The organism is Klebsiella sp. 141240, assembly GCF_050600805.1.
Classification (GTDB): Bacteria; Pseudomonadota; Gammaproteobacteria; order Enterobacterales; family Enterobacteriaceae; genus Klebsiella; species Klebsiella aerogenes.
The window spans coordinates 53,169-71,650 of record NZ_JAQIRK010000002.1; the positions used below are offsets into that span (position 1 = coordinate 53,169).

At 56.7% G+C, this 18,482-nt stretch carries 16 protein-coding genes; 11 read left to right on the forward strand and 5 right to left on the reverse strand.

The window, feature by feature from the left end; genetic code table 11:
- Positions 1-66 precede the first annotated feature (66 nt).
- Positions 67-525, forward strand: coding sequence for a YaiI/YqxD family protein (locus PGQ95_RS03260; protein WP_015368022.1), 459 nt, complete (start codon positions 67-69; stop codon positions 523-525).
- Here PGQ95_RS03260 and PGQ95_RS03265 read toward each other — a convergent pair.
- Complete coding sequence (locus PGQ95_RS03265; RefSeq protein WP_087860417.1) at positions 522-1,229, reverse strand: DUF2076 domain-containing protein; 708 nt, start codon at positions 1,227-1,229, stop codon at positions 522-524. The two genes, PGQ95_RS03260 and PGQ95_RS03265, sit on opposite strands and share 4 nt — an antisense overlap.
- A 334-nt stretch (positions 1,230-1,563) precedes the next feature.
- Between PGQ95_RS03265 and aroL the strand changes: the two genes are divergently transcribed.
- The 4 genes from aroL (at position 1,564) to ppnP (ending at position 3,652) form a co-directional block, all read left to right on the forward strand.
- A complete protein-coding gene (gene aroL / locus PGQ95_RS03270) occupies positions 1,564-2,088 on the forward strand; it encodes a shikimate kinase AroL (protein ID WP_213317087.1) in 525 nt (174 codons plus the stop codon).
- A gap of 71 nt (positions 2,089-2,159) precedes the next feature.
- Positions 2,160-2,351 carry a YaiA family protein gene (locus PGQ95_RS03275; protein ID WP_015368019.1) on the forward strand — a complete coding sequence of 64 codons (192 nt, stop codon included), beginning with the start codon at positions 2,160-2,162 and terminating at the stop codon, positions 2,349-2,351.
- 251 nt (positions 2,352-2,602) lie between these two features.
- Positions 2,603-3,280, forward strand: a complete 678-nt coding sequence (locus tag PGQ95_RS03280; RefSeq protein ID WP_015704547.1) for an AroM family protein — start codon at positions 2,603-2,605, stop codon at positions 3,278-3,280.
- An 87-nt stretch (positions 3,281-3,367) separates the two neighbouring features.
- Positions 3,368-3,652, forward strand: coding sequence for a pyrimidine/purine nucleoside phosphorylase (ppnP, locus tag PGQ95_RS03285; protein WP_015368017.1), 285 nt, complete (start codon positions 3,368-3,370; stop codon positions 3,650-3,652).
- 54 nt (positions 3,653-3,706) lie between these two features.
- Here the strand turns inward: ppnP and rdgC are convergent, their stop codons facing one another.
- Positions 3,707-4,618 carry a recombination-associated protein RdgC gene (gene rdgC, locus PGQ95_RS03290; RefSeq protein WP_047050739.1) on the reverse strand — a complete coding sequence of 304 codons (912 nt, stop codon included), beginning with the start codon at positions 4,616-4,618 and terminating at the stop codon, positions 3,707-3,709.
- A 91-nt stretch (positions 4,619-4,709) separates the two neighbouring features.
- Between rdgC and mak the strand changes: the two genes are divergently transcribed.
- Positions 4,710-5,615 carry a fructokinase gene (gene mak / locus PGQ95_RS03295; RefSeq protein ID WP_087860416.1) on the forward strand — a complete coding sequence of 302 codons (906 nt, stop codon included), beginning with the start codon at positions 4,710-4,712 and terminating at the stop codon, positions 5,613-5,615.
- 36 nt (positions 5,616-5,651) lie between these two features.
- On the opposite strand, the gene sbcC is transcribed toward mak, so the two are convergent.
- Positions 5,652-8,786 carry an exonuclease subunit SbcC gene (gene sbcC, locus PGQ95_RS03300; RefSeq protein ID WP_308958598.1) on the reverse strand — a complete coding sequence of 1,045 codons (3,135 nt, stop codon included), beginning with the start codon at positions 8,784-8,786 and terminating at the stop codon, positions 5,652-5,654.
- Positions 8,783-9,985, reverse strand: a complete 1,203-nt coding sequence (gene sbcD, locus PGQ95_RS03305) for an exonuclease subunit SbcD (RefSeq protein WP_113373725.1) — start codon at positions 9,983-9,985, stop codon at positions 8,783-8,785. The genes sbcC and sbcD overlap by 4 nt, the downstream gene beginning before the upstream one ends.
- A 219-nt stretch (positions 9,986-10,204) precedes the next feature.
- Between sbcD and phoB the strand changes: the two genes are divergently transcribed.
- From phoB to malZ, 5 genes are all read left to right on the forward strand, one after another.
- Positions 10,205-10,894, forward strand: a complete 690-nt coding sequence (gene phoB / locus PGQ95_RS03310; RefSeq protein WP_004099401.1) for a phosphate response regulator transcription factor PhoB — start codon at positions 10,205-10,207, stop codon at positions 10,892-10,894.
- Positions 10,895-10,915: 21 nt separating this feature from the next.
- Entirely contained in the window at positions 10,916-12,211 is a 1,296-nt protein-coding gene (gene phoR, locus PGQ95_RS03315; RefSeq protein ID WP_045390952.1) for a phosphate regulon sensor histidine kinase PhoR, read from the forward strand.
- 413 nt (positions 12,212-12,624) lie between these two features.
- Complete coding sequence (gene brnQ, locus PGQ95_RS03320) at positions 12,625-13,944, forward strand: branched-chain amino acid transporter carrier protein BrnQ (protein ID WP_015368011.1); 1,320 nt, start codon at positions 12,625-12,627, stop codon at positions 13,942-13,944.
- Between the two features lie 123 nt (positions 13,945-14,067).
- On the forward strand, positions 14,068-15,441 hold the full coding sequence (proY, locus tag PGQ95_RS03325; RefSeq protein WP_047044535.1) for a proline-specific permease ProY: 1,374 nt from the start codon (positions 14,068-14,070) through the stop codon (positions 15,439-15,441).
- Positions 15,442-15,588: 147 nt separating this feature from the next.
- Positions 15,589-17,406, forward strand: a complete 1,818-nt coding sequence (malZ, locus tag PGQ95_RS03330) for a maltodextrin glucosidase (protein ID WP_430917257.1) — start codon at positions 15,589-15,591, stop codon at positions 17,404-17,406.
- Here the strand turns inward: malZ and PGQ95_RS03335 are convergent.
- Positions 17,403-18,305, reverse strand: coding sequence for a LysR family transcriptional regulator (locus PGQ95_RS03335; protein WP_047740004.1), 903 nt, complete (start codon positions 18,303-18,305; stop codon positions 17,403-17,405). The two genes, malZ and PGQ95_RS03335, sit on opposite strands and share 4 nt — an antisense overlap.
- Positions 18,306-18,482: the final 177 nt, after the last annotated feature.

Sequence of the window (18,482 nt, forward strand, 5' to 3'; positions counted from 1 at the left end):
TGGCGCTTTTCTGGGGGAGAAAAGCAGGCGACAATGTCGCAACCTTTGCCAACGACAGGAGCCGAAATGGCGATTTGGGTAGATGCGGACGCGTGTCCGAATGTCATTAAAGAAATTTTGTTCCGCGCCGCCGAACGCACGCAGACGCCGTTGACGCTGGTCGCCAACCAGTCGCTGCGGGTTCCGCCGTCGCGCTACGTCCGCGCGCTGCGGGTGGCGCAGGGTTTTGATGTTGCCGATAACGAGATTGTCCGTCTCTGTGAACCGGGCGATTTGGTGATCACCGCCGACATCCCGCTGGCGGCGGAAGTGCTGGCGAAAGGGGGGGCGGCGCTGAATCCGCGGGGCGAGCGCTACAGTGAAGCGACCATTCGCGAGCGCCTGACGATGCGTGATTTTATGGAGACGATGCGGGCCAGCGGCGTACAGACCGGCGGCCCGGATAGTTTATCGCAGCGCGATCGGCAGTTATTTGCCGCCGAGCTGGAAAAGTGGCTGCTTGCGGTTAAACGTCAGCAGGATTAAACCCAGCTGTCGTCATCGCTACCGAAATCATCGTCATTGCCGAAGCCGGCGTCGAAATCGGAGTCAAGGGTGTTGTTGTCCGCCAGGAAAGGATCGTCCTGCTGGCGGAACGGATCCTCGGCGGCGTTATTATCCAGCGCCGGGCTGACGTCTTGTTGCTGCTGCGGCTGCTGTTCATCGATGATGTTCACGATCTCCTGCGGGTGTGAACCACTGAACATATTGGTCAGCATATTGCCCAGCACCACGCCGCCTGCCACCCCGGCCGCGGTTTGTAGCGCGCCCGCCATAAAGCCGCCGCCGCTGCGCCCGGCCGCCTGCGGGGCATAGTTTTGCTGCGGCGCATACTGCGGTTGCGCGTTATTGGCCTGCGGGCGGCCATATTGCTCGGCCCCGGGAATCGGATCGGCGCCGCGGGACTGGCCGCCGCCGAACAGGCCCGACAGGAAGCCGCCGCTGCTCGGTTTTGCCGCCTGCAGCTGGCTAACCTGCGCCTCCAGCGCCTGAATGCGGTCGTTAAGCTGTTTGATAGCCGCTTCCTGAATCAGGATAGTTTGCGCCATATAGTACGGGGCCGCCGGCTGCTGGGTTACGTGCTGGGCAATCCGCTCCTCGGCGCTGGCGTCGCGCGATGCGCTGTGCGTCTCGGCCTCTTTTAAACGGGAAAACAGGCCATCAATAAGGCGTTGTTCTTCAGATTGCATGATACATTCCTCTGTCACACGGGTCATTTACCGTCAGAGTGCGACGGTCGGCCGGTGTTGTAAATATGTTGCAGCGTAAAGCTGTGCAGAAATGTGTTACCGTTTACGGCAAACGATGGATAAAAAATAATCCTTCGATTTTAAGTAAAGCTGGCATAACACTAAATGCAATGATAAGTTTACATGCGGAATCCATTCAAACTCTATGGTAAATAGGGTTCCCTAAAAAATGTAACGATTATTTTACGGTTATCGTGGCAGGCATTTGCAGGTATCATGGCGTACTTTTCGCCTTTATTTCTCCGCGACACGCGGAACCAGGGGGTCTTCGGTAATGACACAACCAATTTTTCTCATCGGGCCGCGAGGCTGCGGTAAAACGACGATCGGCCATGCCCTGGCGCGCGCGCTGCATTTCCAGTTTTCCGATACCGATCATCGTTTACAGGCTCATGAGAAACGCACGGTAGCGGAAATCGTGCAGAAAGAGGGCTGGGAGCGCTTTCGTGAACTGGAGACGCTGTCGCTGAAGGCCGTTACGCTGCCGGATACGGTGATTGCGACCGGCGGAGGGATTATTCTTGCTGAACGCAATCGTCTGTTTATGCGTGAAAACGGTATCGTGATCTATCTGCAGGCTTCTGTTAACGCCTTGATTGAGCGTCTGGAAGCATACCCACAGGCGGAACAGCGTCCAACGCTGACCGGTAAGCCCGTCCGCGAGGAAGTCGGCGAAGTGTTGGCGCAGCGGGAAGCCCTGTACCGCGAAACCGCCCATCATACCGTAGACGCCACCGCGACGCCGGATGAGGTGGTTGAACAGATTATGACCATGCTGTGCGATGTGACGGTAAGTTAGGATTTTACCTGGGTCAGGGGGGAAAGCGGAGCCTATACTTAATTGTTCTGACAGCCGAAAAAGGAAGAACAATGCCAAACAGACCCCCTTATCCGAGACAAGCACGCGTTGTCGCCGTCGAAAAAGGCGCCGCGGGTCAGACGGTCACCTGGTATCAGCTGCGTGCGGATTACCCGACACCCGATTCGCTAATCAGCGAACATCCCTCCGAGCAGGAAGCGTTAGACGCCAAACGGCGTTACGAAGATCCCGAGAAAACCTAATCCCCCGGCCCGGTTTGCGTCATGAAGATGGCAATACCGGGCCCAGCTCACATTTTTAATTCATCAATGGTACTAATGAATACCTAACATACGGATTTTTCAGGAGCGACTCTGAAACTTCTGGAATCTTTACATTCCGCAGCGGCGCTGAGCTGCTACGCTTCTCGACGGTTGATTTTTACTCACCAGGGGGGCGGATGTCGTGTGTGAAAAGCCTGTGTTGAAGCAGTGGTAGTGAAAAGGTACATGATATGAGTGCAACGATGGCAATTTTGACCATTGGCGTAGCGCCGGTGGCGGAAGTTTTGCCGCTGTTAACCGAACATATCAGGGAAGAGCAGATCACCCATATTAGCCTGTTAGGTAAAATGACGCGTGAAGACGTTATGGAAGATTATGCCGTGGAATCCGGCGACCAGGGGCTGCTGACCTTACTCAATGACAACCAACTGGTGGAAGTCTCCCGCCAAAAGGTGGAGCGCGATCTGCGCTGCGTTATCGAGATGCTGGATCGGCAGGAATATGATGTCATTCTTCTTCTCAGTTCCGAGCAGTTGAGCGGCCTTGCGACGCACAACGCTATCCTTCTTGAGCCTGAACGGATTATTCCTCCGCTGGTGGCATCGATTGTCGATGGCCATCAGGTGGGCGTGATTGTACCCGTTGAAGAAGTCCTGCCCCTGCAGCGGCAAAAGTGGCTCACTTTAGAAAATACGCCTTACTATGCGCTGGCGAATCCGATGGGCGGCAGCGATAGCGATTTGCTGGATGCAGGAAGAGGTTTAGTCGAACAGGGGGCGGATGTACTGGTGCTCGACTGTCTTGGCTATCATCAGCATCACCGCGACGTATTACAAAAGGCGCTGGATGTCCCGGTATTATTGTCAAATGTGCTGGTTTCGCGACTGGCGGCAGAACTATTAGTTTAACCCGACGTTATCGATTAATTTTACGTGACAGGGGCAAGGAGCGCCCCCTATATTGAAGCTTCAACCAACGATGATAAGGTCTTGTTTATGCTTCAAAGCAATGAGTATTTTTCAGGGAAAGTGAAATCTATCGGCTTCACCAGCAGCAGTACCGGCCGCGCCAGCGTTGGGGTGATGGCAGAGGGTGAATACGCCTTTGGCACCGCCCAGCCGGAAGAGATGACCGTGGTCAGCGGTGCGCTGAACGTGCTGTTGCCGGGTGAAACTGAATGGAAAGTTTACGCGGCAGGCGAAGTGTTTAACGTGCCGGGTAATAGCGAATTCCACCTGCAGGTGGCGGAACCGACTTCCTACCTGTGCCGTTATCTGTAATTTAAGCGCCTTCCTGCCGCGTCCACTTTCCGGGCCCGGCAGGAAGGTGGCGCGTTAGCGCTGGGCTTCGCCGCCCAGGCCTTCCACCAGATTTTGAATCAATGCCGCCAGCTCGCCGGTCATTAAAATAAAGTCGGCGTCAAAACGCTGCGCAAAATCTTCGCGGTCAATATCTTCATTCTGGTCACGTAATTCGTCGCAGAACTTCAGACGTTTAATCGATGCGTCGTCGCAGATCACAAACTGGATACGCTGCTGCCAGTCGAGCGCCAGTTTGGTGACCACTTTACCCGCTTCGATATGTACGGCGATCTCATCACTCACCAGATCCTGTTTCTTCGCGCGGATCACGCCACCATCTTCCAGCATCGCTTTCAATTCGGCTTCGTCAAGCAGCTGGAAGCCCTGAGCCACGCTACCGGAGCGCACCCATTCGGTCAGCGTCAGCTCGATCGGATTTTCCAGCGTCAGCGGCACCACCGGCAGCGAGCCCAGCGTTTTACGCAGCAGCGCCAGCGTATCTTCCGCTTTCTTCGCGCTGGCGCAGTCCACCATGATCAGGCCGTTGACGGTATCGATCCACATCATCGTTTGGCTGAAGCGGCTAAAGGCGCGCGGCAGCAGCGAGTGCAGAACTTCATCTTTCAGCGAATCTTTTTCCGTTTTCTTCAGCTTGCGGCCCTGATCGGCTTCGAGCTTGAGGATCTTCGCTTCCAGCGCCTGTTTGATCACCGGCGACGGCAGGATCTTTTCTTCTTTACGGGCGCAGATAACGATCTGGCCGTTTGCCGTATGCGTCAGCGCGTCGCTGTGCGATCCCATCGGCGATACCCAACCGGTTTTCGCCATATCCTGGCTGCCACAAGGGGTAAATGTCAGCTCGGCCAGCTGTTTTTCCATCTCTTCGGCACGCAATTCGATATCGCGGCTCAGACGGTAAACCATTAAATTTTTGAACCACAGCATGATAATTTCCACGGCTTTGTCGTTAAATCAGGCGGGCATGATAGCGAATTGTCGCTATGCTTGCATTGTTAATCGGGGTGAGGAGCAGACTGTGCGTATTGGTATTGATTTAGGTGGAACAAAAACAGAAGTCATCGCCCTGAGTGAGCAGGGCCAGCAGTTATTTCGCCACCGCTTGCCAACCCCGCGGGAGGATTATCGCCAGACCATCGAGACCATTGCCTCGCTGGTGGAGATGGCCGAGCAGGCGACCGGGCAGCGCGGCACCGTCGGTATGGGCATCCCCGGCTCGATTTCGCCGTATAGCGGGGTGGTGAAAAACGCCAACTCGACCTGGCTGAACGGACAACCCTTCGATAAAGACCTCAGCCAGCGCCTCAATCGTGAGGTCCGGCTTGCCAACGATGCTAACTGCCTGGCGGTTTCGGAAGCAGTTGATGGCGCGGCCGCGGGGGCGCAAACCGTGTTTGCGGTCATTATCGGTACCGGCTGCGGCGCGGGGGTGGCGTTGAACGGGCGCGCGCATATCGGCGGCAATGGCACTGCCGGCGAATGGGGACACAACCCGCTGCCGTGGATGGATGAAGATGAGCTGATCTACCGCCAACAGGTCCCTTGTTACTGTGGCAAGCAGGGGTGTATTGAAACCTTTATTTCCGGCACCGGCTTCGCTACCGACTATCAGCGGCTGAGCGGAAAACCGTTAACCGGCAGCGAGATTATGCGCCTGGTGGGTGACGGTGACGAAAAGGCCGAACTGGCGCTTAGCCGCTACGAACAGCGGCTGGCGAAATCGCTGGCGCATGTGGTGAATATCCTCGACCCGGATGTCATTGTGTTAGGCGGCGGGATGAGCAATGTCGAACGCCTGTATCAAACGGTACCGGGGCTGGTGAAGCAGTGGGTATTCGGCGGAGAATGCGAGACGCCGATTCGCCAGGCGATGCACGGCGATTCCAGCGGCGTACGCGGCGCGGCATGGCTGTGGCCGCTATGATCTCATTCCCTCTCCCCAGTGGGAGAGGGGAAGACTTCACTCTACCGCAAACGTTTTCTCCAACCGACTGTATCCCAGACCGTTTATTTTTTTTACTTTAATCTGCACCGGGATACGCTCTTTCATCGCCTCGACGTGGCTAATCACGCCGATAACTTTGCCGCTGGCGTTAAGCGCGTCGAGCGCATCCAGCGCGGTATCCAGCGTTTCGCTATCCAGGGTGCCGAATCCTTCATCAAGGAATAGCGAATCAATCCGCGTCTTATGGCTCACCAGGTCAGATAGCGCCAGCGCCAGCGCGAGGCTCACAAGGAAGCTTTCGCCGCCGGAAAGCGTGCGGGTATCGCGCACCGCGTCGGCCTGCCAGGTATCCACCACTTCCAGCTCCAGCGCCTCGCTGGCTTTGCGTTGCAGCAAGTAGCGACCATGCAGGCGGTTGAGCTGCTGGTTAGCCAGCCACACCAGATTATCCAGCGTCAGCCCCTGGGCGAATTTACGGAACTTATCGCCTTCTTTTGAACCGATGAGCGCATTCAGCCAGGCCCAGTCTTCGACCTGCTGCGCGGCTTGTTCCATCTGCTGACGTAATGATTGCTGGCGCTGTTGGTTATCGCTGTTTTGCTTCAACTGCTGGCGGATCTCACCCTGACGGGCGCTGTTTTCCCGCAACTGGCGCGCCAGCTGCTCCAGCCTATTCTCTAGCTGCTCCAGCGGCTGGTTAATATCAATATCGCCGGGCGGCTGTTGCTGATGGCGTTCAAGCGACGTCTGCGCCCGCAGGGCCAGCGTTTGATTGTGCTGAACTTCTTTTTCCAGCGTCTGCTTGAGTTGTTCCAGCCGCTGGCGGGTTGCCTCGTCAAGCAGAGCGGCAAGAAATGCAGCCCGATCGACAAACGGGCTGGCGGCCAGCGCGGCGGTAAACTGCTTTTCGCTTTCCTTCACCAGCGCCTGCTGCTGGCTTTCCTGCTGGCTCAGCGTTTGCCACTGACTCTGTAGCGCCAGGCAATCATCGTGCACCTGCCGCCAGCCCTCCAGTGGCACGGGATCCGCGGTTTCCGTTGACTCAGGCAGGGTTTCCAGCAGCGGCGTTAACTGCTGGCGCTGTTCCTGCAGGGCGGCGGCTTCATTTTGTTTCGCCTGCCAGCCGCGGGTTTCGGCTTCACGCTGGGCCAGCCAGCCGTCAGCCTCCGCGGCAGGCGGCAGTTCCAGCGAATACACAGCAAGCTCTGCATGCAGCGCGCTACGGCGTTGTTCGAGATCCTGCTGTAACTGCTGCAGCTGCTGCTGGCTCTCCTGCTGTTGCGCCTGCCAGGCCAGACGTTGTTGATGCTGATACAGCTGCTGTTCATGCTGCTGTTGGCTATCAAGCCAACCGGCAATATCATCCTGCGGCGTCAGCGTAATCGCCAATTCCGCGAGGGTGTCTTGCCATTGAGAGGTGAGCGCTTGCTCCTGCTGCAGAAGCGATGTTTTCTCGTCAGCGTCTTTTTGCTGTTGTTTAAGCTGCGCTTCAAGCTGGCCGCGCAGCTGCGCGCCTTCTTCCGCCAGCTGCCGCACTTCACGCTCCAGCGCGTCGCGGCGAGTTTGGTTGATGCCGGGCACCAGCGCCTGGTATTCCGCGACCGCCGGATGATGCTCGGAACCGCACAGTGGACAAGGCGCGCCTGGCTGCAGGCGGGCGCGCTCGGCTTCCAGCCCGGCGATACGCGCTTCCAGTTCGCAGATGGCTTTTACATCGCTGAATTGTTGGTTTTTTTCCTTCCAAGCCTGACGCCGCTGTTGTAGCGCGGCTTCAAGCTTCTCTTTTTCCTGCTGTGATGCGTTTTCCGCGCTCTGCAGCTGCTGCAAACGCAGGTACAGCGGTTGCAGCTGGCGATGGAGGGTTGAGAGCCGTTGGCGCAGCGGGCGGGCGGCGGCATGCTGTGCCAGCTCGCGGCTGACCTGCTGCGCATCGAGGGTTAGCGCGGTGGCCGGCAATTCTCCGAGCTTGCGGCTGGCATCCTGCAGGCGCTGTTGTAGCGTCAACTGTTGCTGAGCGTCGCGGTTAAGCTGCTGGAAGGTGGCTTTCCAGCCCGCCAGCGCCGTGCTCCACTGCTGGAATCGCTCGTGCGCTTTAAGCCACTCATTCAACGATTGCTGGCTGGTTTCAAGTTGAGCCAGCCGTTGTTGGGCAGCCTGGCGGATCCCGGCGCGACGGCGCAGGCTATCCTGTAAGCGAGTATTTACTTCCTCAACCTGACGGCGGGTTTGCGCCAGCGCGGTACTGTGTTCCTGCAGCCGCGACCATATTGGGCGCAGTTGCTCTGCCGGCTGCGCGGCTTGTAGCGCAGCCAGCTGCGGTGCGGCGGCTTCCTGCGCCAGTAACGCCTGCTGTAAAGCGGCCTGCGCCTGGGTGGCTTCCGCGTTTAGCTCCTGACGGCGGCGCAGCCACTGTAGGCCATTTTGCTGACGGGTTTGTTCGGCAAGCTGCTGCTGTTCTTCAGCAGTAAGTACTTGCAAACTTTGTTGTAGCGCCTGCTCTTGCTCATCATTTAACAGTACGACGCCGGAGGCCTGCGCCTGCAGCTTCTCCAGCTCAATGCGGGCGAGTTTATGTTTTTCAAAGACCTGCGCGGAAATTTGCCCGTAAATTTCAGTCCCGGTCAGCTCTTCCAGCAGCTCGGCGCGCTCTTTCGGTTTGGCATTGAGGAAAGCGGCGAATTGCCCCTGCGAAAGCAGCATTGAACGGGTAAAGCGCCCATAGTCGAGGCCGGTGATCGATGCCGTCAGCTCCAGTTTGTCTTTGACCTTGTCGGCAAGAATTTTACCGTCGTCGCAGCGCGCCAGCTCAACGCGCGGCGCCTGCAGATTGCCATCCGGCTGGTTGCGGGCGCGGTTCTGACTCCAGAAGGCGCGATAGGCGGTGCCCCGTACCTCAAATTCAACTTCCGCCAGGCACTCGGCGGTGTCGCGGGTCATCAGATCGTTTTGCGATTGCGATACGCTGCTCAGGCGCGGCGTTTCGTGGTACAGCGCGAGACAGATGGCATCTAACAGGGTGGTTTTCCCGGCGCCGGTCGGCCCGGTAATCGCGAATAACCCATTGCTGGCGAATGGTTCAGCGGTAAAGTCGATTTTCCATTCGCCTTTCAGCGAGTTAAGGTTTTTCAGGCGTAGGCTCAGGATTTTCACAGGTGTTCCTCACCGTTCAGGCTATGCAGCGTTTCCGTAAACAGTTGCTCCAGCCGCTGTTGCTGCGGAGCATCAAGGGTTTCCAGCGCCAGGCGGCGGGCAAACACCTCTTCAACCTGCAGTTCGCTCAGCGTTTCTCGCTGAACGCCGGCCAGAATGCGTTCACGCTGGGCGCGACTGCGGCGCACCAGCAGCACTTCCACCGGCAGCGATTCGGTCTGCTGCTGAATTTTTCTTTGGATATCGTGCAGGTATTCATCACTGGTGATTTCGATATCCAGCCAGACCGGCGGCTGCTGCGCGCTATCCTGCCACTGCTGAAGCTGTTCGCTGATGCTGGCGAAATCACCTTTCAGTACCGCCAGCGGCTGGGTGATCGGCACCGGCAGCGGCGTCACCTCGCTGAGCTTGCCTTCGCTGAACGAGACCAGATTAACGCTTTTGCTTTTTCCGGTTTCATCAAAGCTCAGCGGCAGCGGCGAACCGCTGTAACGAATATGCTCGCAGCCGCCAACCACCTGGGCGCGATGAATATGGCCGAGCGCGATGTAATCGGCGGGCGGGAAGCGGTTGGCCGGGAAGGCGTCGAGGGTGCCGATATAGATTTCACGGACCGCGTCGCTTTTGCTGGCGCCGACGGTGGTCAGGTGGCCGCTGGCAATGATCGGTAATACGCGTTCGCCGCGCAGATCGCAGGCCTGCTGATATTGCTGCTGATAATAGTCGCTGATGGCGGTAAGTAACTGCTGCTGTTTTTCACCGCTGGAGTGGCCAGCCTGGCTGACCACCAGTTCGCGCGGGCGCAAAAACGGCACCGGGCAGAAGACCGCGCCGGGCGTGCCGTCGCGCCGCGGTAAGATAAAGGGCGCGTGGCCGGCGTTAGCGACCACGGTGGTTTTCAGAAAGGCGAGAATTTCGCGCGACTCGTTTAACGTCGCCACCGAATCGTGATTGCCCGCCAGCACCACCAACTGGCAGCCGGTTTGCTGCAGCTGAACGACAAAACGGTTATACAGTTCGCGGGCGTAGCTCGGCGGAGAGCCGGTATCAAAAATATCGCCAGCGACGATAATGGCATCCACCTCGTGTTCCTGCGCGCGCGCCAGCAGCCAGTCGAGAAAGGCGGCGTGTTCGTCCGCGCGGCTTTTGCTGTAGAAGTTCTGGCCGAGGTGCCAGTCGGAGGTATGAAGGATGCGCATAAAAATTCCGTTGCGATAAAAGCCAGGCGGCCATTATAACGTCGATCCCGCCGCCCGTATTCCTTTTGCCATATTACGGTGAGACTGGATGCGTTAAGTGCGTGTCATCATTAAAAATCCGTATTCATCAGACGGTCATTTTTTCATAAATCTGTCACAAATCTGACGCATAATGGCCGCGCACTTCTATACTGATGGCTAAAAAACACAGGGTAAATAATGGCGAGAAGAATTCTGGTCGTTGAAGATGAAGCTCCAATCCGCGAAATGGTCTGCTTTGTTCTGGAGCAAAACGGCTTTCAGCCCGTCGAGGCGGAAGATTTTGACAGTGCGGTGAATCAACTCAATGAACCCTGGCCCGATTTGATTCTCCTCGACTGGATGTTGCCGGGCGGATCGGGGCTACAGTTTATTAAACAGCTTAAGCGCGAAGCGATGACCCGCGATATTCCGGTGGTGATGCTGACGGCGCGCGGCGAAGAAGAAGATCGCGTTCGCGGTCTGGAAACCGGCGCGGATGATTATATTACCAAACCGTTTTCGCCGAAGGAGCTGGTGGCGCGAATTAAGGCGGTGATGCGCCGTATTTCGCCAATGGCGGTTGAAGAGGTGATTGAGATGCAGGGGCTGAGCCTGGATCCTTCCTCGCATCGCGTCATGACCGGTGAAAATCCGCTGGATATGGGGCCGACCGAGTTTAAATTATTACACTTCTTTATGACCCACCCGGAACGCGTATACAGCCGTGAACAGCTGCTGAATCACGTTTGGGGAACCAACGTTTACGTTGAAGACCGGACGGTGGATGTGCATATTCGCCGCCTGCGCAAAGCGCTGGAACATAGCGGCCATGACCGAATGGTACAGACGGTTCGCGGCACGGGATATCGTTTCTCCGCCCGTTTCTGAATTTTGACAGGAGTGTGACCCGTGCTGGAACGGCTGTCATGGAAAAGGCTGGCGCTTGAGCTTTTCTTATGTTGTATCCCGGCCCTGATCCTCGGGGCGTTTTTCGGTCATCTGCCGTGGTTTTTACTGGCGGCGGTGACCGGGTTGCTTATTTGGCATTTCTGGAATTTGTTACGTCTGTCATGGTGGCTGTGGGTCGACCGCAGTATGACGCCGCCGCCGGGAAGCGGCAGTTGGGAACCGCTGCTGTATGGTCTGCATCAAATGCAGATGCGTAATAAAAAACGTCGCCGCGAGCTGGGAAGCCTTATCAAGCGCTTTCGCAGCGGGGCGGAATCCTTACCCGATGCGGTGGTGCTGACCACCGAAGAGGGCGCCATCTTCTGGTGTAATGGCCTGGCGCAACAAATCCTTAATCTACGCTGGCCGGACGATAGCGGGCAGAATATCCTCAACCTGCTGCGCTACCCAGAGTTTGCTAACTATCTGAAAAACCGTGATTTCACCAAGCCCCTTAATCTGGTGCTCAATAACGCCCGTCATCTGGAAATTCGCGTGATGCCTTATAGCGATAAACAGTGGTTGATGGTGGCGCGCGATGTCACGCAAATGCACCAGTTGGAAGGCGCGCGGCGTAACTTTTTCGCCAACGTCAGCCACGAGCTGCGCACGCCGCTCACCGTACTGCAGGGTTATCTCGAGATGATGCAGGAGCAGGTGCTGGAAGGGCCGACGCGGGAAAAAGCCCTGCATACCATGCGTGAGCAAACGCAGCGGATGGAAGGGTTGGTGAAGCAGTTGCTGACGCTCTCGCGTATTGAAGCCGCGCCGGTGCTGGCGATGAACGATAAAATCGACGTCCCGATGATGCTGCGGGTGGTTGAGCGCGAGGCGCAAACGCTAAGCCAGGGTAAGCATCAGTTGCACTTTAGCGTCGACGAAACGCTCCAGGTGATGGGTAACGAAGAGCAGTTGCGCAGCGCGATTTCCAATCTGGTGTACAACGCCGTAAACCATACGCCAGCGGGAACCGAGATCCGCGTCGTCTGGCAGCGGGCGCCGCACGGCGCGCTGTTTAGCGTTGAGGATAACGGCCCGGGCATTGCGCCTGAGCATCTACCCCGGCTAACCGAGCGGTTCTACCGCGTCGACAAGGCGCGTTCCCGGCAAACCGGCGGCAGCGGTTTAGGGCTGGCTATTGTGAAACATGCGGTTAGCCATCACGAAAGCCGGCTGGAAATCGAAAGTACGGTTGGGAAGGGAACGCGCTTTAGCTTCCTGCTGCCGGAACGTTTAATTGCCAAAAATGTCGCCTGACGCGGCGTCTGTCAGCTTTCCTTGCCAATGACCAGCTTCGGCTGGTCATTTTCATTTGCAGTCAACTTTTCGTTGCGTATTAAACGAACGCCTGGTTATTTATTGTTCGCATGATTAGCCACGCGTTTTGCGTCGTTATGGTCAATTAATCCAGGTTCAAAATCATAGTTAGCATAATCATCTGGTTTTACGATCCCACCTTGCTTTAAAACGTTATAAGCGTTTAAATTGCCCCCTATGCAGTCCCGGTAAGACTGCTTTTGCGTGGTAATTCAAAAAACAATTCTTTTCCACGCCGCTTCGAGAGCATATCTCGCTGAGTTTACAGGCAATGGCCGCTGTATCATCCCGAAAGGAAGGCACGGTATTTTTCCGTTTTTTACAACACCACATCCACAGGCAGTAATGAATTTATGACCCATCAGTTAAAATCTCGCGACATCATCGCGCTGGGCTTTATGACCTTCGCGCTGTTCGTTGGCGCAGGCAACATTATCTTCCCTCCGATGGTTGGCTTACAGGCCGGCGAACACGTCTGGACCGCAGCCATTGGCTTCCTGATTACCGCCGTGGGTTTGCCGGTGCTAACGGTAGTCGCGCTGGCGAAAGTCGGCGGCGGCGTTGAGCGTCTGAGCTCGCCAATCGGCAAAGTTGCGGGCATTCTGCTGGCCGTGGTGTGCTACCTGGCGGTTGGGCCGCTGTTCGCGACCCCGCGTACCGCCACCGTTTCATTTGAAGTGGGGATTGCTCCGCTGACCGGCGACGGCGCGCTGCCGCTGCTTATCTATAGCGTTATCTATTTCGCGCTGGTGATTCTGGTTTCCCTCTATCCGGGCAAACTGCTGGATACCGTCGGCAACTTCCTGGCGCCGCTGAAAATTATCGCCCTGGTCGTGCTCGCGGTGGCCGCGGTAATCTGGCCGGCTGGCCCGATTAGCGACGCGATGGAAGCCTATCGTACCGCGCCGTTCTCTAATGGTTTCGTTAATGGCTATCTGACCATGGACACGCTGGGAGCGATGGTCTTCGGTATCGTTATCGTTAATGCCGCGCGTTCCCGCGGCGTTAGCGAAGCCCGATTGCTGACTCGCTACACCGTCTGGGCTGGTCTGATGGCCGGCGTGGGCCTGACGCTGCTGTACCTGGCGCTGTTCCGCCTGGGTTCCGATAGCGCGACGCTGGTCGATCAGTCGGCAAACGGCGCGGCTATTCTGCACTCCTACGTGCAGCATACCTTCGGCGGCGCGGGCAGCTTCCTGCTGGCGGCATTGATATTTATCGCCTGTCTGGTCACCGCGGTTGGCCTGACCTGCGCCTGCGCTGAGTTCTTCGCGCAGTATCTGCCGCTGTCGTATCGTTCGCTGGTGTTTATTCTCGGCCTGTTCTCCATGGCGGTTTCTAACCTGGGGCTCAGCCATCTGATTCAGATCTCGATTCCGGTGTTAACCGCTATTTATCCGCCGTGTATCGCACTGGTGGTATTAAGCTTTACCCGCGGTTGGTGGCATAATTCCTCCCGCGTTATCGCGCCGGCAATGTTTATCAGCCTGATGTTTGGTATCATTGACGGTGTTAAAGCATCGGCGTTCGCAGATATCCTGCCGCAATGGACCGCGAGCCTGCCGCTGGCAGCGCAAGGTCTGGCATGGTTGCTGCCAACCGCGGTGATGGCTGTGCTGGCCGCGATCATCGATCGCGCAGCGGGTAGCCCGGTGGTCTCAAAAGCCCACTAACCGACGCTTTACGCAGGTGTTTAACCACGGGACTTAAGGTCCCGTGGTTTTTTGTTTTTTTGGTCATTCCCTTTTGCGTTTTGCCCCCGCAAAGCACAAACGAGAAAAACGGCATGGAACACGATGGAAAGTAGTAACAAGCTTAAGCGCGGGCTAAGTACCCGGCACATTCGCTTTATGGCCCTTGGTTCCGCTATTGGTACCGGCCTGTTCTATGGTTCGGCAGACGCCATTAAAATGGCGGGGCCGAGCGTATTGTTGGCATACATTATCGGCGGCGTGGCGGCGTATATCATCATGCGCGCGCTGGGCGAAATGTCGGTGCATAACCCTTCCGCCAGCTCTTTCTCGCGTTATGCGCAGGAGAACCTCGGCGGGCTGGCCGGCTATATCACCGGCTGGACCTATTGTTTTGAAATCCTGATCGTCGCGATTGCCGACGTGACCGCCTTCGGTATCTATATGGGCGTCTGGTTCCCGGCGGTGCCGCACTGGATATGGGTACTGAGCGTGGTGCTGATTATCTGCGCCGTCAATCTGATGAGCGTGAAGGTGTTCGGCGAACTGGAGTTCTGGTTCTCATTCTTTAAAGTCGCCACGATTATCATCATGATCCTTGCCGGTTTCGGCATCATCATCTGGGGTATCGGCAACGGCGGTCAGCCAACCGGTATTCATAACTTATGGAGTAACGGCGGCTTCTTCAGTAACGGCTGGCTGGGAATGGTGATGTCGCTGCAGATGGTGATGTTCGCTTACGGCGGGATTGAGATTATCGGTATCACCGCCGGTGAAGCGAAGGATCCGGAAAAATCCATTCCGCGGGCGATTAATTCGGTGCCGATGCGTATCCTGGTGTTCTACGTGGGGACGCTGTTCGTCATTATGTCTATCTATCCCTGGAACCTGGTGGGCACTAACGGCAGCCCGTTCGTGTTGACCTTCCAGCATATGGGAATTACCTTTGCCGCCGGCATCCTGAACTTCGTGGTGTTAACCGCGTCGCTATCGGCGATTAACAGCGACGTATTTGGCGTTGGCCGTATGCTGCACGGAATGGCCGAACAGGGGAGCGCGCCGAAGGTGTTCGCCAAAACGTCGCGTCGCGGTACGCCCTGGGTGACGGTACTGGTGATGACCGTGGCGCTGCTGTTTGCGGTCTATCTCAACTACATCATGCCGGAAAACGTCTTCCTGGTGATTGCCTCGCTGGCGACCTTCGCCACCGTGTGGGTGTGGATTATGATCCTGTTGTCGCAAATCGCTTTCCGTCGTCGCCTGTCGCCGGAAGAGGTGAAAGCGCTGAAGTTTAAGGTGCCGGGCGGCGTAGCAACTACCGTGGTCGGCCTGCTGTTCCTGGTCTTTATCATCGCGCTTATCGGCTACCATCCGGATACCCGCATTTCGCTGTACGTCGGCTTTGCGTGGATCGCGCTGCTGCTGGTTGGCTGGAAAATTAAGACCCGCCGCGACCGCCAGTTAGCACAGGCGCAGTAATTCTCCGCTCTTCCGGGTCCGGCTTTGTCGCGGCCCGGAAAAATCACATCCTCCTCCTTTCTCCTCCCCCAATTATTCTATTGATGATGAGTTATACGCCTGTTCACTGTGGCAAGGTGTGGCCATTACGCAAAAAGAGGAATGATGATGTTGAAGGCCTGGCACCTGCCGGTTGCTCCTTTTATTAAAGAGCAGCAGGAACGACTCGTTATCACATTGTGGCTAAGCGGCGAAACAATGCCGCAGCGGATCACGCTGCGCGCGGAAGAAGACAATGAAGAGCTGTCGTTGCCCATGCAGCGCCTGCGCCAATCCCCACATACTGATGTCGTCGCCTGGCGTGGGGAGATTAAACTGGCGAACGGCCAGCCGCGCCGCCGCTATAGCTTTAAGCTGCTGTGGGCTGACCGCCAGCTGTGGTTTACGCCGCAGGGTTTCCAGCGTTTTCCGCCCGCGCGGCTGGAACAGTTTGCGGTTGATGTGCCGGATAGCGGCCCGCAGTGGGTCGCCGATCAGGTCTTTTATCAAATCTTTCCCGACCGTTTTGCCCGTAGCGAGGCGCGAGAAGCCGGGCAGGACCAGGTTTATTACCATCATGCCGCAGGCCAGAATATTGTGCTAAAAGCGTGGGACGAGCCGTTGACCGGCGAAGCGGGCGGTTCGACCTTTTATGGCGGCGACCTCGACGGTATTAGCGAGAAACTTCCCTATCTGAAGCAGCTTGGCGTGACCGCGCTGTATCTTAACCCGGTATTCGTCGCGCCCAGCGTACATAAATACGATACCGCTGATTACCGCCGTGTCGATCCGCAGTTCGGCGGCGATGCCGCGCTGTTGCGTCTGCGCCACAATACGCAGCGTGAAGGGATGCGCCTAATCCTCGACGGCGTGTTTAACCATACCGGTGATTCGCACCCGTGGTTCGATCGCCACCAGCAGGCGAGCAATGGCGCCTGCCACCAGCCGGATTCACCCTGGCGTGAGTGGTTTAATTTTTCGCAGGAAGGGGTGGCGCATAACTGGCTGGGTTACGCCAGTCTGCCAAAACTTGACTACCGTTCATCGAGCCTGGTTAACGAAATCTATGCGGGCGAAGACAGCGTGGTGCGCCACTGGTTAAAAGCGCCGTGGAGTATGGACGGCTGGCGGCTGGACGTGGTGCATATGCTGGGCGAAGATGGCGGCGCGCGTAATAACCTGCGCCATATTGCCGGTATCACCCAGGCGGCGAAGCGGGAGCAGCCAGAGGCTTTTGTATTCGGCGAGCATTTTGGCGATGCGCGTCAGTGGCTGCAGGCTGATGCCGAAGATGCGGCGATGAACTATCGCGGTTTTACCTTCCCGCTGTGGGGGTTCCTCGCTAATACCGATATTTCCTACGATCCGCAGCACATCGATGCGCAAACCTGTATGGCGTGGATGGATAACTATCGCGCCGGACTGTCGCATCAGCAGCAATTGCGGATGTTTAACCAACTGGATAGCCACGATACCGCGCGTTTCAAATCCTTGCTGGGTAAAGATGTGGCGCGACTGCCGCTGGCGGTGGTCTGGCTGTTCTGCTGGCCGGGCGTTCCGTGTATTTACTATGGTGATGAAGTCGGCGTCGATGGCAACAACGATCCCTTCTGCCGTAAACCCTTCCCATGGGATCCGGCACTGCAGGATGAAACCTTGTTGGCGTTATATAAGCGTATGGCCACCTTGCGTAAGGGGCATCAGGCGCTGCGCTACGGCGGCTGCCAGGTCATCTATGCGGAAGATAACGTGGTGGTCTTTGTTCGCGTTTACAAACAGCAGCGGGTGCTGGTGGCGATAAACCGCGGTCATGCCTGCGAGGTGGTAATCGACGCATCGCCTTTGCTGGAGGGGAAAACGTGGCAGCGAAAAGAAGGCGCGGGCGACATGCACGATGATGTGCTGAGTTTGCCCGCGATTTCCGCAAGCGTCTGGTGTAGCCGTTAACGGTAGAGCTGGCTCAGACAGCTATCTTCGAGAATAGCCTCTCGCCACCAGCGCTGAGCCAGACCGTTATTGCCGCTACGCCAGGCCATATAGGTTATATCTTTCTCACGGCTCGAAATCACCGGTTTCTCCAGCAACTCACCGCTCTCCAGCCACGGGCGGGCGATGTGGCGGGGCAGGAATCCGCATCCCAAACCGGCGCGCAGGAGCGCGACTTTGGTGGCGAAATCATCTACCCGGATTTGCTCCTGCTCATCGAGCAGGTTGCTGTTCAGTGGATGACAGTAGCGGGCGCTATCGCTAATAACCACCGCGCGATGCAGGCTGAGTTGTTTGTTGGTCAGCGGCTGGGTCGTTGCCGCCAGCGGGTGGCCGGGCGCGACAACGAACACGTTGTCCATCGCGCCGAGCATTTTCCATGACCATTCCGCGGAGGTCGGCGGTTCGTTAATCGCCCCAAGAATAATATCCGCGCCGTTGTGAGTCAGCTCTTCCCAAGAGCCCGCCAGAGTATGGTGGGTAAAGTTGAGCCGGGTTTGCGGATATTGCGCGTAAAACTTTTCAATCAGCGGCAATAGGGCCTGGAAAGGAAAAGAGTCGTCCAGCGCAATCGCCAGATCCCGCTCCCAGCCGGAACTCAGTAGCTGCGCCTGTTTTTCCAGATCGTTGGCGGCATTGAGCAGCAGGCGCCCCTTTTCCAGCATCATTTTACCGGTATCGGTAAATTTCGCCCGGTGCCCGGAACGATCCAGCAGACTGATGTTCAGATCGTTTTCCAGTTTTTGGATCATATAGCTCAGCGCGGCGGGGGTTTTAAATAGCGACTCGGCCGCCAGCGCGAACGAGCCATGTCTATCCAGAGCATCAAGAATCAAAAGTACATCAAGGTTTAAACGCATTAGTTTCGATCCGTCAGTCTAATAATAACGTTGTTTTACCGAAGGGCCATGTTCAATTCCAGTGAATAAATTAGAACAGTTTCCCGTAATTTTTTGATTAGCTTTATTTAAATATTCAAACGGCCATTATTTTTACTCAAGTGAATTAAAACGGAAAGAATTCTTTAATAACTCGTT

Excerpts from the sequence above, each read along its gene's own strand:
- proY (WP_047044535.1), top strand. The coding sequence starts at position 14,068 with ATGGAAAGTAGTAACAAGCTTAAGCGCGGGCTAAGTACCCGGCACATT.
- brnQ (WP_015368011.1), top strand. The coding sequence starts at position 12,625 with ATGACCCATCAGTTAAAATCTCGCGACATCATCGCGCTGGGCTTTATG.
- PGQ95_RS03265 (WP_087860417.1), bottom strand. The coding sequence starts at position 1,229 with ATGCAATCTGAAGAACAACGCCTTATTGATGGCCTGTTTTCCCGTTTA.
- aroL (WP_213317087.1), top strand. The coding sequence starts at position 1,564 with ATGACACAACCAATTTTTCTCATCGGGCCGCGAGGCTGCGGTAAAACG.
- ppnP (WP_015368017.1), top strand. The coding sequence starts at position 3,368 with ATGCTTCAAAGCAATGAGTATTTTTCAGGGAAAGTGAAATCTATCGGC.
- sbcD (WP_113373725.1), bottom strand. The coding sequence starts at position 9,985 with ATGCGCATCCTTCATACCTCCGACTGGCACCTCGGCCAGAACTTCTAC.
- PGQ95_RS03280 (WP_015704547.1), top strand. The coding sequence starts at position 2,603 with ATGAGTGCAACGATGGCAATTTTGACCATTGGCGTAGCGCCGGTGGCG.
- PGQ95_RS03260 (WP_015368022.1), top strand. The coding sequence starts at position 67 with ATGGCGATTTGGGTAGATGCGGACGCGTGTCCGAATGTCATTAAAGAA.
- PGQ95_RS03275 (WP_015368019.1), top strand. The coding sequence starts at position 2,160 with ATGCCAAACAGACCCCCTTATCCGAGACAAGCACGCGTTGTCGCCGTC.
- malZ (WP_430917257.1), top strand. The coding sequence starts at position 15,589 with ATGTTGAAGGCCTGGCACCTGCCGGTTGCTCCTTTTATTAAAGAGCAG.
- phoB (WP_004099401.1), top strand. The coding sequence starts at position 10,205 with ATGGCGAGAAGAATTCTGGTCGTTGAAGATGAAGCTCCAATCCGCGAA.
- rdgC (WP_047050739.1), bottom strand. The coding sequence starts at position 4,618 with ATGCTGTGGTTCAAAAATTTAATGGTTTACCGTCTGAGCCGCGATATC.
- PGQ95_RS03335 (WP_047740004.1), bottom strand. The coding sequence starts at position 18,305 with ATGCGTTTAAACCTTGATGTACTTTTGATTCTTGATGCTCTGGATAGA.